12 protein-coding genes are annotated in these 14,249 nt (G+C 69.9%); 6 read left to right on the forward strand and 6 right to left on the reverse strand.

Annotated elements, in window-relative coordinates:
- Window positions 1-387: 387 nt before the first annotated feature.
- Window positions 388-1,341, reverse strand: a complete 954-nt coding sequence (locus tag ACIPQB_RS10315) for a hypothetical protein (RefSeq protein ID WP_446485134.1) — start codon at window positions 1,339-1,341, stop codon at window positions 388-390.
- A gap of 182 nt (window positions 1,342-1,523) precedes the next feature.
- On the opposite strand from ACIPQB_RS10315, the gene ACIPQB_RS10320 reads away from it, so the two are divergent.
- Window positions 1,524-2,072, forward strand: a complete 549-nt coding sequence (locus tag ACIPQB_RS10320) for a PAS domain-containing protein (protein ID WP_446485135.1) — start codon at window positions 1,524-1,526, stop codon at window positions 2,070-2,072.
- A 119-nt stretch (window positions 2,073-2,191) separates the two neighbouring features.
- Here ACIPQB_RS10320 and ACIPQB_RS10325 read toward each other — a convergent pair whose 3' ends face one another.
- Window positions 2,192-3,136: an aldo/keto reductase gene (locus ACIPQB_RS10325; protein WP_446485136.1), complete on the reverse strand. Its 945-nt coding sequence runs from the start codon at window positions 3,134-3,136 to the stop codon at window positions 2,192-2,194.
- 68 nt (window positions 3,137-3,204) lie between these two features.
- Entirely contained in the window at window positions 3,205-3,735 is a 531-nt protein-coding gene (locus tag ACIPQB_RS10330) for a gamma carbonic anhydrase family protein (RefSeq protein WP_446485137.1), read from the reverse strand.
- Window positions 3,736-4,050: 315 nt separating this feature from the next.
- Here ACIPQB_RS10330 and ACIPQB_RS10335 point away from each other — a divergent pair, with 315 nt between their 5' ends.
- Window positions 4,051-4,836 carry a PhoH family protein gene (locus ACIPQB_RS10335; protein WP_446485138.1) on the forward strand — a complete coding sequence of 262 codons (786 nt, stop codon included), beginning with the start codon at window positions 4,051-4,053 and terminating at the stop codon, window positions 4,834-4,836.
- 128 nt (window positions 4,837-4,964) lie between these two features.
- Complete coding sequence (locus ACIPQB_RS10340) at window positions 4,965-6,953, forward strand: OPT family oligopeptide transporter (protein WP_446485139.1); 1,989 nt, start codon at window positions 4,965-4,967, stop codon at window positions 6,951-6,953.
- 204 nt (window positions 6,954-7,157) lie between these two features.
- Here the strand turns inward: ACIPQB_RS10340 and ACIPQB_RS10345 are convergent, their stop codons facing one another.
- Together ACIPQB_RS10345 and ACIPQB_RS10350 are read right to left on the reverse strand one after the other, a co-directional pair.
- On the reverse strand, window positions 7,158-7,844 hold the full coding sequence (locus ACIPQB_RS10345; protein ID WP_446485362.1) for a GNAT family N-acetyltransferase: 687 nt from the start codon (window positions 7,842-7,844) through the stop codon (window positions 7,158-7,160).
- A 2-nt stretch (window positions 7,845-7,846) separates the two neighbouring features.
- On the reverse strand, window positions 7,847-8,479 hold the full coding sequence (locus tag ACIPQB_RS10350; RefSeq protein WP_446485140.1) for a TetR/AcrR family transcriptional regulator: 633 nt from the start codon (window positions 8,477-8,479) through the stop codon (window positions 7,847-7,849).
- A 70-nt stretch (window positions 8,480-8,549) separates the two neighbouring features.
- Here ACIPQB_RS10350 and ACIPQB_RS10355 point away from each other — a divergent pair, with 70 nt between their 5' ends.
- Together ACIPQB_RS10355 and ACIPQB_RS10360 are read left to right on the forward strand one after the other, a co-directional pair.
- Window positions 8,550-9,818 (forward strand): MFS transporter, encoded by a 1,269-nt coding sequence (locus tag ACIPQB_RS10355; protein ID WP_446485141.1) that lies wholly within the window; start codon window positions 8,550-8,552, stop codon window positions 9,816-9,818.
- 203 nt (window positions 9,819-10,021) lie between these two features.
- Window positions 10,022-10,609, forward strand: coding sequence for a dihydrofolate reductase family protein (locus tag ACIPQB_RS10360; RefSeq protein ID WP_446485142.1), 588 nt, complete (start codon window positions 10,022-10,024; stop codon window positions 10,607-10,609).
- Between the two features lie 11 nt (window positions 10,610-10,620).
- Here the strand turns inward: ACIPQB_RS10360 and ACIPQB_RS10365 are convergent, their stop codons facing one another.
- On the reverse strand, window positions 10,621-11,178 hold the full coding sequence (locus tag ACIPQB_RS10365; protein ID WP_446485143.1) for a sugar O-acetyltransferase: 558 nt from the start codon (window positions 11,176-11,178) through the stop codon (window positions 10,621-10,623).
- A gap of 169 nt (window positions 11,179-11,347) precedes the next feature.
- Between ACIPQB_RS10365 and ACIPQB_RS10370 the strand changes: the two genes are divergently transcribed.
- Window positions 11,348-14,245 (forward strand): M16 family metallopeptidase, encoded by a 2,898-nt coding sequence (locus tag ACIPQB_RS10370; RefSeq protein ID WP_446485144.1) that lies wholly within the window; start codon window positions 11,348-11,350, stop codon window positions 14,243-14,245.
- Window positions 14,246-14,249: the final 4 nt, after the last annotated feature.

Consider the following 14,249-nt stretch of genomic DNA (forward strand, 5'->3'; position numbering starts at 1 on the left):
CTTCCTACGCCGGTTTGCGCTCGGCAAGCGCCTCGCCATGGCTTGTTCAATAGGACGCCAGGCTCTTGGCCCGCCTCAGTCCAACAGCGACGCGTCCGGGCCAGCTGAGGCCGAGGTGTCGAATGTCGCCTTCCTGGAGACGCGCCAACGTCAGGAACCCATCCTTCACAGACCCTGGAAGGGTCGGCTGATCGGTTGGGGCCATGCCGATGCGGCCGGTCTTTAAGTGAGGACCGCCAAGTTGGGGAAATGCTCTCTTTCGAGGGATTCAACGGCCGGGGGCGCGGCAAGTTGACCCCGCGCTCGGATGCGGAGCATCCGAAGATCGTCAACCAGTCAGAGCCCGGCCAGGCGCGCCATGGAGGCGCCTGGCCAAGTCTCTTTTGCCTAGTACACCACCCCGCCGACGCCGCCGTCGAGGCTGAGGCTCAGGCCCGAGCTGGACTGTTCGCGGATCATCTCCTCGCGATAGGCGGTGTATTTCTCGGTGGTCAGGATGGTCAGCACCTTCACGCCGGCCCCGTAGCGGCGCAGCAGCGAGCGCTCGTTGCAGTCGCGGGCCGGGCGTTGCGGACGGCAGCTGAGCGCCCCGCCGCGGCCGCCAGGGCCGTCAGGGCCGCCGGCCAGGCCGGAGCCGCCGCCGGCTCCGCCGCCATAATAGAGCGCTTCGTTCTTGCCGCAGACATAGGTCTCGCCGCCGAAATTGCTCTGGCTGAGGCCCTCATAGGCGCCGATCACATACTGCATGCGCGAGCCGGCGATGCAGCGATAGAGCTCGCCGTCATAGCCGCTGTCGATGTCGCGGTCGGGGGTGACCTGCGAGGCCGGGTGGGGCACGTCGCGGTCGTCCAGGCAGACGGCGCGGATGATCACCCGCTTGAAGGTGGTGCGGGTGGCCTGGTAGGCGGCGCGGCGGCGGGCCTCGCCGCCCTCGACGTTGAGGCCCTGGATGTAGCCGGTCGAGACCGGGCCGGAATAGTAGCCGCCGTGAGTGCCGCCCCCGTAATAGACGGTCGTGCCGGCGCTGGCCCCCGCGCCGGCGCTGGAGCCGGACGAGGCGTTGCTGCTGGCCGAGGCGTTGGCGCTGGCGTTGACCACCACCGTGCCGCCGACATGGACGTTGATGCCGGGCACATAGACGTTATGGCCGCCGCCACCGCAGGTGTCGCAGCTGGGCGGGGCGGGCGGCCGCGGCGGGGCCGGCGGCGGCGCGCAGCAGGGCGGCGGCGGCGGCGTGCAGCTGCCGCACTGGGCGTAGGCGACTCCGCCGAGCACCAGGCCGGCCAGTCCGGCGCCCAGGCTGATCCACAGCTTGGACAAGGTCATTTTCGGCGCCTGCATCGGCGTCTCCCCTTCACAACACGTCGGCGTCGCGCATGGCCGAGGCCAAGCAAGAATCGCGCCAGGATTGTCGTTCCACCGGAAATTGTCCCAGGACGGCACGGTCCGGGGGCTGGCCCGGCTCTCCCTGCAAGCCCGATGCGGTCGAAAACGACCGTGACGGACCCGCAAGGGGAACGACGATGTTCCATCCAAGCACGGAACGGTTGATAGACTATTGGCGAAACCGGGCCGGCGACGACGGCCTGCCCGCGCGGGCCAGCGTCAATCCGGGCGATTTCCTCGACCTGCTGCCGCAGGTCTTCATCCTCGGACGCGACGGCCTGGGGCGCTATCCGGTGCGCCTGGCCGGCGGTTTCGTCAGCGACCTGCACGCCCGCGACCTGCGCGGCGAGGACGCCCTGGGCCTGTGGGCCCTGTCGCATCGGCTGGAGGTCAAGTCGGCCCTGGAGGTCGCGCGCCGCCGGGCCGAGCCGCTGGTGATCACAGCCGACATCCGCGCGGTCGGGGCGCCGTCGGTGGGCATGGAGGTGCTGCTGGCGCCGATGACCGGCGCCGACGGAGAAACCGATCGTTTTCTCGGTCTTTACCAGCCCATCGCTATGATCCAGCGACTGATGGGCCGCCCGGCCTCGGCGCTGGGCGTGCGCCGGATCCAGACCCTGGGCCCGGCCAATGAAGAATCGCCGCGTCTGCGGCTGGCGACGCTGCACGGACGGCGCATCGCCTAAGGGTTCAACGAGCTTTTCCGTCCGGGGGGGCGGAAGGGACGGCGTGGCGCAGGGGACGCGCCGGGGTGGGGAGAGGGCGCAAGCGGCGACCTCTCCCCATACGGCCCCCTTGCCGAGGGCTAGGCGGCGCCGGCCGCGCTGAGATTTTCGATCACCTCGGCCGGCAGGGTCAGCCGGGCCGCGCCCATCAGTTCGGTCAGTTGTTCGACGCTGGTGGCGCTGGCGATCGGGGCGGTGACGGCCGGATGGGCCATGATCCAGGCCAGGGCGACCTGGGCCGGCGTGGCCGACACCGCCCTGGCCGCAGCGTCGAGAGCCTCAAGAATCTTCAGGCCCCGGGGGTTCAGATAGCGCTCGACGGTGCGGCCGCGGGCCTTGCCCTCCAGGTCGGCCGCGCGGCGGTACTTGCCGGTCAGGAAGCCGGCGGCCAGGCCGTAATAGGGGATCACGCCCAACTGTTCGCGCGCCGCCAGGGCCGCCAGCTCGCCCTCGACCTCGTCGCGGTCATAGAGGTTGAACTTCGGCTGGATCGTCTCGTAGCGGGCCAGGCCCCGGTCGGCCGAGACCGCCAGCGACCGGGCCAGCCGGTCGGTCGGGAAGTTCGAGGCCCCGATCGCCCGGACCTTGCCGGTCTTCACCAGCCGCTCGAACGCCTCCAGCGTCTCGTCCTGCGGCGTCTGGGGATCGTCCTGGTGGGCCTGGTAGAGGTCGATGTGGTCGGTCTGCAGGCGCTTGAGCGAGCCCTCGGCCGCGGCGACGATATTGGCCGCCGACAGGCCCGGCTGGGCCGACCACATGGCGACCTTGGTCAGGATCAGCACGTCGTCGCGCCGGCCCCGCGCCGCCAGCCAGCGGCCGATGACGCTCTCGGACTCGCCGCCGGCGTGGCCGGGGACCCAGGCCGAATAGACGTCGGCGGTGTCGACGGCGTTGAAGCCGCCGTCGACGAAGGCGTCCAGCAGCCGGTGCGACATGGCCTCGTCGGCCGTCCATCCAAACACATTGCCGCCGAACACCAGCGGCGCGATCGACAGGCCGGAACGGCCTAGCGGGCGATGATCCATGGGAAACCTCGTTTGACGGTCCCTAGAGATAGGCGTCGGCTGGCGATCCGCGAGCGCGGCCGCCGCCTTCAGTCCGCCCGCGCCAGCTCGGCCCGGTAGCGCTTCCAGTTCTCGACATAGTGCAGGGCCGAGGCCTGGAGGACGAGGGCGTGCGACTCGCCGATCTCGCGGATCACCTTGCCCGGCGCGCCGACCACCATCGAATTGTCGGGGATTTCCTTGTTCTCGGTGATCAGGGCTCCGGCCCCGATCAGGCAGTTCCGGCCGATTTTCGCCCCATTGAGCACGATTGCCCCAATTCCGATCAGCGAGCCGTCGCCGATCGTGCAGCCGTGAAGCATCACCATGTGGCCGATCGTCACATTCGCCCCGATCGCCAGCGGACTGCCGACGTCGGTGTGCAGTACAGATCCGTCCTGGACATTGCTGTTCTCGCCGATCGTAATCGGATCATTATCTCCGCGAACTATTGCGCCCCACCAGATGCTGGAATTCCTGGCCAGGACGACGTTTCCCATCACCGCGGCATTCGGCGCGATCCAATATTCGCCGTCCGGGGGAAGCGTGGGACTTGCGGCGCCCAAGGAATAGACAGTCATCCGTACACCCCGTGTTCTGAAAGCAGCCGGCGCCTTAACGGCTCATAAACCATGTGACCCCCATTGTATTTGTGCGATTCGAGGGGGAACACTCCCATATCGGGAGTCATTCTTCTCGTATCCGTGCCGCGCTCGATCTCCGGACGCGGCCTCCCGATAGCGGAGACCATGGGTGTCGGTTTTGGGGTTTGGGCGTTCATTACCGCCTTCGGGGGCAAGCTCCGAACCGCCAGGCCGCGCACGCGTCGCCGTTTTCTTCCTCCCCACCTGCCACAAGGACGACGCCATCCGGCTTCGTCCTTTTTTCATGCCTGAATGGAGGCTTTCATGACCAAGCGAGCTCTCAAGCGGACCGTGCGCGAAGGTGCGAACGACGCGGGCCATTACGACGACGGCAAGGTGCGTCGCCTGCCGGTGGAGCATCGCAGCGCATGGTCGCCGTTGAGCAGCGGACCAGGGCATGAGGAGCGCGACCAGAGCTATCTCAAAACCATAAAACCCAAATCGCCAGGCCAGGCCGGGCTGATGGAGGCGATCGACGACAAGAATCTGATCATGGCCCTGGGTCCGGCCGGCACCGGCAAGACCTACATCGCCATCGCCAAGGCCGTCGAGGCTCTGGAGGCCGGCAAGGTCGGCCGCATCGTGCTGTCGCGCCCTGCCGTCGAGGCCGGCGAGTCGATCGGCTACCTGCCCGGCGACATGGAGGACAAGCTGGCCCCCTATCTGCGGCCGCTCTACGACGCGCTCAGCGATCGGCTGTCGGTCAAGCGGATGCGGGCCCTGATGGCCGAGGGCGCGATCGAGATCGCCCCGGTCGGCTTCATGCGCGGCCGCACCCTGAACAACGCCTTCGTGGTCATCGACGAGGCCCAGAACTGCACCTACATGCAGCTGAAGATGTTGCTGACCCGGCTGGGCTGGAACTCGACCATGGTGGTGACCGGCGACCCCAACCAGTCCGACCTGCTGCCCGGCATCTCCGGCCTGGCCGACGTGGCGGCCCGGTTCGAGGCGGTCGAGAACATCGCCGTGGTCCGCCTGGCCGACCGCGACATCGTCCGCCACCCGCTGGTCGCGGAGATGCTGGGCGTGCTGTAGCCCGTTCTTCGGTCGGCGGCGTTCAAGGGCGCCGCCGACCGCAAAAACGCCAAATCGCGATCAAGACTTGAGTTAGGGGCGGTCGGACGTGCAAGGTCCGACCGCCTTAACTGTTTTGGGACCCCTGCATGTCGTCCGACGCCGCCGCGACTCCCCGTTCGGAGTTCACCACCCGAGGGGTCCTGCTCGGGATCTTGATCACCCTGGTCTTCACCGCCGCCCAGGTCTATCTGGGCCTGAAGGTCGGGCTGACCTTCGCCACCTCGATCCCGGCCGCGGTGATCTCCATGGCCCTGCTGCGGGCCTTCAAGACCGCGACCATCCAAGAAAACAACATCGTCCAGACCATCGCCTCGGCGGCGGGGACGCTGTCGTCGGTGATCTTCGTGCTGCCGGGCCTGCTGATGATCGGCTGGTGGAGCCACGTGCCGTTCCTGACCACCTTCGGGGCCTGTCTGGTCGGCGGCGTGCTGGGGGTGATGTACACCATCCCGCTGCGCCGGGCCCTGGTGACCAATTCCGACCTGCCCTATCCCGAGGGCGTCGCCGCCGCCGAGGTGCTGAAAGTCGGCACCGGCTCGCGCGAGGGCGCGGCCGAGGGGCAGGCGGGCCTGATGGCGGTGGTGCTGGGTACGGTCGCCTCGGCCCTGTTCGCCGCCCTGGCCGCCGCCAAGATCTTCGCCGCCGAGGTGGCGGGCTATTTCAAGGCCGGAGCCGGCGCCACCGGCCTGGGCGCCTCCAGCTCCCTGGCCCTGATGGGCGCGGGCCACCTGATGGGCATCACGGTCGGGGCGGCGATGTTCGCGGGCCTGGCCATCGCCTGGGGCGTGCTGGTGCCGGTGATGACCAGCCTGCACCCGATGCCGGGCGTCGATGTCGCCACCCACGCCCTGACCGTCTGGAAGACCGAGGTGCGGTTCATGGGCGCGGGCGTCATCGGCGCCGCCGCGATCTGGACCCTGGGCAAGCTGGCCCTGCCGATCTGGTCGGGCCTGATGTCGGCCTTCGAGGCCAGCAAGGCCCGCAAGGTCGGCGGCGCGGTGATCGCCCGCACCGAGCAGGACATCCCGATCGGCATCGTCGGCCTGGTGTCGCTGCTGCTGCTGGCCCCGGCCGGCTGGTTCCTGGCCCATTTCCTGACCGGCGGCCCGATCACCAGCCTGGCCGCGCCGCTGGTGATAATCGGCGTCGGCTATGTGCTGGTCGCCGGCCTGCTGGCCGCCGCGGTCTGCGGCTACATGGCCGGGCTGATCGGTTCGTCCAACAGCCCGGTCTCGGGCATCGCCATCCTGACCGTTCTGGGCGCCTCGCTGATGGTCGGCGTCGTCGGCCGCGGGGTGATCGGCCCCGACATCGCCAAGGCCCTGGTCGCCTACGCCCTCTATGTCACCACCATGGTGCTGGCCGTCGCGGTGGTCGCCAACGACAACCTGCAGGACCTGAAGACCGGCCAGCTGGTCGACGCCACGCCGTGGAAGCAGCAGGTGGCCCTGATCATCGGCGTCGTCGCCGGCGCGGTGGTCATCCCCTTCGTGCTGGAGCTGCTGAACCAGTCGAACGGCTTCGCCGGGGCGGCCAATCTCAGCACCGTGGCCGGCTCGACGCCGCTCAACGCCCCGCAGGCGACCCTGATCTCGACCCTGGCCAAGGGGGTGATCGGCGGCGACCTCAACTGGAACCTGCTCGGCGTCGGGGCCCTGATCGGCCTGGGCCTGGTGGCGGTCGACATCATCCTGCGGCGGACCAGCGGCGGGCGGCTGAGCCTGCCGCCCCTGGGCGCGGGCCTGGCCATCTACCTGCCCAGCGCCGTCACAGCCCCCGTCGTCGTCGGGGCCGTGGCCGGCTGGATCTACGACAAGATCGTCGACAAGGACCGCCAGGGCGAGCCGGCCAAGCGGCTGGGGGTGCTGATCGCGTCGGGCTTCATCGTCGGCGAGAGCCTGTTCAACGTCGCCCTGGCCGGCCTGATCGTCGCCACCCAGAAGCCCGGCCCGCTGGAGGTTCCCTTCGCCCCGGCCGAGCACGTGGGAATGATCTTCGCCCTGATCGCCGCGGCGGTGGTCATCGTCGGCCTCTACGGCTGGGCGCGGCGGGCGGCGAACGCGATCGAAGCCTAGGTTCAGGCCTGAGCGTTTTGAAGGGACCCGGAGGGCGCAAGCTTTCCGGGTCCTTTTTGTTTGCCCCCCTCTGACCCGCTCATCCCGGCGAATGCCGGGACCCAGATCCCATGGCGGTCTGGATGATTGGAAGGGCTCTGAGCCCTTGGCGTCAGCCTCAACACCCTTCCATTTGGGTCCCGGCATTCGCCGGGATGAGCGGTTTTATTGGGGCGCCAGCACCGTCAACACCTGCTCGCACCGGAACCGGAACCCCAGCGCCTCGTACAGCACGATGGCCCCAGCATTGTCGGCGTAGCTGTGCAGGAACGGGGTCTCGCCGCGCTCGGCGATCTTGCCGGCCACGTGCAGCATCAGCCGCGCGGCGTAACCCTTGCCGCGGTGGTCGGGATGGGCGCAGACCCCGCTGACCTCGGTGAAGCCGTCGGGCCGCAGGCGCTCGCCGGCCATGGCCGCCAGCTGGCCATTGATCCTGACGCCGACGAAGTCGCCCAACGCGTGGGTGCGCGAGAAGAACGGGCCCGGCGCGGTCAGGGTCGCCAGGGCCAGCATGTCCGCCGCGTCGGCGTCGGTCAGGGGCTGGATCGGGAACGGGGCGGGCTTGGCCTCGGCCAGGGTCTCGGCGACCATCTGCCAGCACAGGGCGCGCTTGACGACCGTGGTTCCCGGAACCGGCGGCGGATCGAAGCGCTCGACCAGCCCGACCTCGCCGCCGTGGGCGCGGACCAGCCGGCCCAGGGCGGCCAGGGTCGCGGGTTCATGGTCGGCCGCCGCGGCGAACAGGCCGAAGTCGGGATGCATCCGCAGGGCGCCGCCGTCGACCTTGGCCAGCTCGGCCTGGCGTCCGGTGAGGGCGGACCAGACCGGGCGGTCGAGCGGGTGGCCGCCCATGGTCATGCCGGCGGGCAATAGGCCGCGATCAGCGCCTTGACCGCGCCGACCACGGCCAGGGCCGGCTTGTCGTCGTCGTCGAAGATCTGGCTGGAGGTGAACACCCCCTCGATCAGCAGCATCAGCGCATCGCCCAGGGCCGCCGGGTCGGCGGCGCCCATCGCCTGCGCCTTGGCCCGCAGCCGCGCGCGCAACTGCTGCTTGTGGGCCTGGGACACGGCCCGTCCGGCATGGTCGCGGTCGGGATATTCGACCATGGCGTTGCTGAGGGCGCAGCCGCGATAGTCGGCCCCGCCCGATCGGGCCGCCAGCCCCTCGAAATAGCCGATCATCTGGGCCTTGGGATCGTCGGGAAAGGCCGCCTCGGCCGCCTCGAACCGGTCCCAGAAGCCGGCCTCGACCTCGCGCAGCACTGCGGCCACCAGCTCGTCCTTGGACTTGAAGCTGCGATAGAGGCTGGGCTTGGTCACCCCGGCCTTGGTGACGATCTCGTCCACCCCCACCGCCCGGATGCCCTCGCGATAGAACAGCTCGCGGGCGGTCTCGAAGATCCGCTCGGCGGCGCGCGGACCGGGACCGTAGGGCAGGTGGTGCTCGGGGACGTCCGAGGACTTTTTTGGATCGATCTTCGACATGGCGCTTGACGATGTTACTTACCGGTACGTATAGGCGAAGACAACCCCCGTACCGATCGGTTACATCGCCATGTCCCTTCTCCGTCGCACCCTTGGTTCCCGCTACGCCTTCGTCGTCGCCGCCGCGACATTCCTGGCGCTGTTGTCGGCCGCTGGCCTCCGGGCCGCGCCCGGGGTGCTGATCCTGCCGCTGGAAAAGGCCTTCGGCTGGGACCGCGGGGTGATCTCGACGGCGGCGGGGATCGGCATCCTCCTCTATGGCCTGACCGGCCCCTTCGCGGCGGCCCTGATGCAGTCGTTCGGCGTGCGGCGGACGCTCAGCCTGGCCCTGCTGCTGATGGCGGCGTCGACGGGGCTGTCGGCCTTCATGACCCAGAGCTGGCAGTATGTCGCCACCTGGGGCGTGCTGGCCGGCCTGGGCAGCGGGGCGGTGGCCATGGTGCTGGGCGCGACGATCGTCAATCGCTGGTTCGTGGCCCGGCGCGGCCTGATGCTGGGCCTGCTGACCGCGGCCACCGCGACCGGCTCGCTGATCTTCCTGCCGGCCATGGCCTGGATCGCCGAGCATGGCGGCTGGCGGCCGGTGGTGCTGACCGTCGCCGTCGTCGCCGCGATCATGGCCCCGATCTGCTGGCTGCTGATCCCCGAGAGCCCCGACGCCATCGGCCAGCGGCCGTTCGGCGCCCCCGACGACTGGACCGCCCCGGCCAAGGGCTCGGCCGCCAACGCCCTGTCCGCCGCCTTCGGGGCCCTGGCGCGGGCCAGCCGCACCCGCACCTTCTGGCTGCTGTTCGGCGGCTTCTTCATCTGCGGCCTGACCACCAACGGCCTGATCGGGGTGCACATGATCGCCTTCTGCGGCGACCGCGGCATGCCCGAGGTCAGGGCCGCCGGCCTGCTGGCGCTGATGGGGCTGTTCGACCTGTTCGGCACCACCCTGTCGGGCTGGCTGACCGACCGCTACGACCCGCGCAAGCTGTTGTTCGTCTATTACGCCGTGCGCGGGCTGTCGCTAATCTATCTGCCCTATTCGGACTTCTCGATCCTCAGCCTGTCGGCCTTCGCAGTGTTCTACGGCCTGGACTGGATCGCCACCGTACCGCCGACCGTGCGGCTGGCGACCGAGGCGTTCGGCGACCGCGACGGCCCGATCGTGTTCGGCTGGATCGCGGCCAGCCACCAGCTGGGCGCGGCGACGGCGGCGATCGGGGCCGGGGTGATCCGCGCCCAGCAGGGCCAATATCTGGAGGCCTTCGTCATCGCCGGCTTTGCGGGCTTGGTGGCGGCCGGGGCGTCGCTGATGGTGCGGCGGGGCGTTGCGGCGGCGGCGGTCGCTTAGGCGCCCCACGGATTAAGGACCGGTCCGCCCCAGCCTCGGAAATCGCGGACGTTGCGCATCACCAGGGTGGGGCCACGAATCTCGGCCGCCGCGGCGGCGGCCTTGTGGTCGCGGCGTGCGGCCAAAAAAGAGATCGCGCATTGTCGGGACCTGTCGATCAGGGGCGTCCTTGGATCAGACCGCCAAGCTGAAAGACGAAAACCATGAGAGCGCTGATCCTGAAGATGTCGATGTCCCTCGACGGCTTTGTAAGCGACCTGGAGGGTCGAAACACGTGGATGTTCGGCGCCGACCCGGAGGCCAAGGCCTGGTCCGTAGACTATCTGTGGAACGCCGGCCTGCACATCATGGGCGGCCGCAGCTTCCAGGACATGGCCGCCTGGTGGCCGATCTCCACCGACCCGTTCGCCGCGCCGATGAACCAGATTCCCAAAGCCGTCTTCTCGCGGCAGGGACCGGCGATCCTGGAGACGGTGAAGACGACGGCGGCCACGCAGCCCGGCGGCGAGAGCTGGGCCCAGGCCCATGTGGCCAGCGGCGACCTCTCGGCGGAGATCGCCAGGCTGAAAGCCCAGGAGGGCAAGCCGATCATCGCCCACGGCGGCGTCCGCTTCGCCCGCAGCCTCGTCGCCCAGGGCCTGGTCGACCAATTCACCCTGCTCGTCGCCCCCGTGGCGCTGGGCCAGGGCCTGCCGCTGTTCTCCGACCTCGCCGCGCCCTTGTCGCTCAAGCTGATCAGCGCGAAGGCCTTTCCCGGCGGCGCGATGGCGCAGATCTACCGGCCGGCCTGACCGTTCGCGCCTCAGCCGGCGATCGACCGCAGGATCCGGGCCGGATTGCCGCCGACCAGGCTGTTGGGCGGCACGTCGCGGGTGACGACCGAGCCGGCGGCGACCACCGAATTTTCGCCGACCGTGACGCCGCCGATGATCGTCGCACCGGCGGCGATCCAGACGTTCTTCTCGATCACGATCGGCCTGGCGACCACCGCGGCGCGGCGTTGGGCGGGGTCGATCGGGTGGCCGGAGGTGATCAGGCTGACGTTCGGCCCGATCATCACCTCGTCGCCGATGTCGAGGCCGCCCAGGTCATAGAAGGTGCAGTTCTGGTTCACGAAGACGTTGCGCCCGATCCGGGTGTCGGCGCCGCCGGTGGCGTAGAACGGCGGGATCAGCGTGAAGCCGGCGTCGACCGGCCTGCCGATTAGCTCGCTGAACAAGGCCCGGACCTGGTCGGCGTCGTCGAAGGTCAGGCGGTTGAGGGCGGCGGTGATCGCCATGGCCCGCCGGACCTCCGCCGTCATCGCCGCCGATTCCGGCGTCCGCCGCGGAATGGTCCGGGTGCGGTCGTCATGGGCCATGGGTTCGTTCCTGGAGAGCGCGTCGAGAGTCGCGCAGCCTAGCGGCGCGACGACCGCGGCGCCCAGCCGGAAAGCTCTGAACTCAACCTCGCCGCTGCGCCGCCTTGCTTGCGCCACGGCCTGCGGCCAAGGTGTCGCCCTTCCGACGTCCTCCCTTTCAAGGTCGCCCATGATCCGCGTTTCGCGCCTGGCCCTCGTCGTCTCCGCCGGGCTCAGCCTCTCCGCCTGCGCGACCCTGTTCCATCCCAAGGCCGGCGACCGCCCCGTCGCTGCGGCGACCACGCCGTCCGCCCCCGCCGCCCCGACCATCGACGCGGTCAAGCCGGGCCAGTGGCCGCAGGCGGTGTCCGACGTCGCCCCCGACCCGCGGGTGCGGTTCGGGGTGCTGCCCAACGGCGTGCGCTACGCGATCCAGAAGAACGCCACCCCGCCCGGCCAGGCGGCCCTGCGCCTGTGGTTCGACGCCGGCTCGCTGATGGAGACCGACGAGCAGCAGGGCCTGGCCCACTTCCTCGAGCACATGGCGTTCAATGGGTCCAAGAACGTCCCCGAGGGCGATATGACCAAGATCCTCGAGCGCCACGGCCTGGCGTTCGGGGCCGACACCAACGCCTCGACCGGCTTCAGCGAGACCACCTACCAGCTGGACCTGCCCAAGACCGATGACGACACTGTCGACAGCTCGCTGATGCTGCTGCGCGAGGCGGCCGGCGAGCTGACCATCGCCCCGGCCGCCGTCGACCGCGAGCGCGGCGTGGTGCTGTCGGAGGAGCGCACCCGCGACACCCCCAACTACCGGGTGTTCGTCAACACCTTCGCCTTCCAGCTGGCCGGCCAGCGGCCGCCGCAGCGCCTGCCGATCGGCAAGACCGAGGTGCTGCAGACCGCCCCGGCCCAGCGGATCCGCGACTTCTACCAGGCCTGGTACCGGCCCGAGAACGCGGTGGTGGTGGCGGTGGGCGACTTCGACGTCGACGCCATGGAGGCCAAGATCAAGGCCCGGTTCGGCGACTGGAAGGGCCAGGGCCCGGCGGGCGTGAAGCCGGACCTCGGTCCGGTGGCCAAGCGCGGCCTGGCGACCCAGGTGCTGGTGGAGCCGGGCGCCCAGCTGTCAGTGCAGATGGCCTGGGTCGCCCCGCCGGACCTGGAGCTGGAGACCCGCGCCAAGGACGCCGACGAACTGGTCAAGGCCCTGGGCTTTTCGGTGCTGAACCGCCGGCTGCTGGCCCTGACCCGCTCGGACGCCCCGCCGTTCATCTTCGGCGTCGCCCAGCAGAGCGACCAGGAGCACGCCGCCCAGATCACCACCCTGGCCGCCACCGCTCAGGCCGGGCGCTGGAAGGAGGCGATGACCGCCCTCGACCAGGAGCAGCGCCGGATCGTGCAGTACGGCGTGCGCCAGGACGAGCTGGACCGCGAGATCGCCGCCATGCGGGCGGGCTTCGTGGCCGCCGCGGCCGGCGAGGCCACCCAGCGCACCACCAGCCTGGCCGCCGCCATCGTCGGCACGCTGGGCGACAAGGAGATCGTCACCAGCCCGTCCCAGAACCTGGCGGTGTTCGAACAGGCGACCAAGGGCCTGACCGCCGACAAGGTCTCGGCCCGGCTGAAGGCCGCCTTCGCCGGTAGCGGCCCGCTGATCACCGTGCCGACCCCCACGGCGATCGACGGCGGCGACAAGACGGTCGCCGACGCCTATGTCGAGTCCGGCAAGACCCCCGTCTCGCCCCCGGCGGCGCCGGGGATCACCACCTGGCCCTATGCCAGCTTCGGGCCGATCGGCAAGGTCGCCGAGCAGCGCGACGTCACCGATCTCGACACGGTCTTCGTGCGCTTCGCCAATGGCGTGCGGCTGACGGTCAAGCCGACCAAGTTCCGCGACGACCAGATCCTGGTGAAGGCGCGGATCGGCCACGGCCTGCTCGACCTGCCGGCCGACGTCCAGAGCCCGCTGTGGGCCGGCTCGGCCTATATCGAGGGCGGCCTCAAGCAGATCTCCGCCCAGGACATGGACCGGGTGCTGAACGGCAAGGTGTGGAACGCCGGCCTGGGGGTTGAGGACGACGCCTTCAGCCTGTCGGGCCGCACCCGGCCCGAGGACCTGTCCACCGAACTGCAGGTGCTGGCCGCCTACGCCGTCGAGGGCGGCTGGCGGCCCGAGGCCTTCACCCGGGTCAAGACCTACTACAGCTCCATCCACGACCAGCTGGAGAGCACCAGCAGCGGCGTGATGAACCGCGACCTCGGCGGGCTGATGCATGTCGGCGACGGCCGCTGGACCTTCCCGACCCGCCAGCAGATCGCCGCCGCCTCGCTGGACCAGCTGAAGACGACGCTGGCCGCGCCGCTGGCCGCCGATTCCATCGAGGTGGTGGTGGTCGGCGACATCACCGTCGACAAGGCCGTGGCCGCGGTGGCCGAGACCTTCGGGGCCCTGCCGCCCCGGCCCGACACGCCCGCCCCGGCGGCCGGCGCCCGGACCGGCTTCCCCGCCCCCTCGCCTGTGCCCGTGGTCCGCACCCACAAGGGTCGGGCCGACCAGGGCCAGCTGTTCATGGCCTGGAAGACCGACGACCTGTTCTCCAACCTGCAGCGGGCCCGCAACGTCCAGGTCCTGGCCCAGGTGATGCAGCTGCGCCTGACCGACGAACTGCGCGAGAAGCAGGGGGCGACCTATTCGCCCTCGGCCTCGGCCACGGCCAGCGTCTCCTTCGAGCACTGGGGCTATCTGGCGGTCGGCGTCGAGGTCCCGCCGGCCAAGATGGACGGCGTCCTGGCCAGCATCCGCCAGATCGCCGCCGACCTGCGCGACAAGCCGGTCGACGAGGACGAGCTGGAGCGGGCCAAGAAGCCGCGCATCGACCAGATCGAAAAGGCCCGCGAGACCAACGAATACTGGCTGAACGCCCTGTCAGGGGCTCAGACCGACCCGCGCCTGCTGGACGCCACCCGCTCGGTGCTGGCCGGCCTGCAGCGGGTCACCGCCGCCGACGTCCAGAAGGCGGCCCGCGAGTTCCTGGGCGACGACAAGTCGTGGACGCTGCTGGTCAAGCCGGAGGGGAAGTAGGCCC

The organism is Caulobacter sp. LARHSG274 (genome assembly GCF_052871235.1).

Excerpts from the sequence above, each read along its gene's own strand:
- ACIPQB_RS10315 (WP_446485134.1), bottom strand. The coding sequence starts at position 1,341 with ATGCAGGCGCCGAAAATGACCTTGTCCAAGCTGTGGATCAGCCTGGGC.
- ACIPQB_RS10320 (WP_446485135.1), top strand. The coding sequence starts at position 1,524 with ATGTTCCATCCAAGCACGGAACGGTTGATAGACTATTGGCGAAACCGG.
- ACIPQB_RS10325 (WP_446485136.1), bottom strand. The coding sequence starts at position 3,136 with ATGGATCATCGCCCGCTAGGCCGTTCCGGCCTGTCGATCGCGCCGCTG.
- ACIPQB_RS10330 (WP_446485137.1), bottom strand. The coding sequence starts at position 3,735 with ATGACTGTCTATTCCTTGGGCGCCGCAAGTCCCACGCTTCCCCCGGAC.
- ACIPQB_RS10335 (WP_446485138.1), top strand. The coding sequence starts at position 4,051 with ATGGAGGCTTTCATGACCAAGCGAGCTCTCAAGCGGACCGTGCGCGAA.
- ACIPQB_RS10340 (WP_446485139.1), top strand. The coding sequence starts at position 4,965 with ATGTCGTCCGACGCCGCCGCGACTCCCCGTTCGGAGTTCACCACCCGA.
- ACIPQB_RS10345 (WP_446485362.1), bottom strand. The coding sequence starts at position 7,844 with ATGGGCGGCCACCCGCTCGACCGCCCGGTCTGGTCCGCCCTCACCGGA.
- ACIPQB_RS10350 (WP_446485140.1), bottom strand. The coding sequence starts at position 8,479 with ATGTCGAAGATCGATCCAAAAAAGTCCTCGGACGTCCCCGAGCACCAC.
- ACIPQB_RS10355 (WP_446485141.1), top strand. The coding sequence starts at position 8,550 with ATGTCCCTTCTCCGTCGCACCCTTGGTTCCCGCTACGCCTTCGTCGTC.
- ACIPQB_RS10360 (WP_446485142.1), top strand. The coding sequence starts at position 10,022 with ATGAGAGCGCTGATCCTGAAGATGTCGATGTCCCTCGACGGCTTTGTA.
- ACIPQB_RS10365 (WP_446485143.1), bottom strand. The coding sequence starts at position 11,178 with ATGGCCCATGACGACCGCACCCGGACCATTCCGCGGCGGACGCCGGAA.
- ACIPQB_RS10370 (WP_446485144.1), top strand. The coding sequence starts at position 11,348 with ATGATCCGCGTTTCGCGCCTGGCCCTCGTCGTCTCCGCCGGGCTCAGC.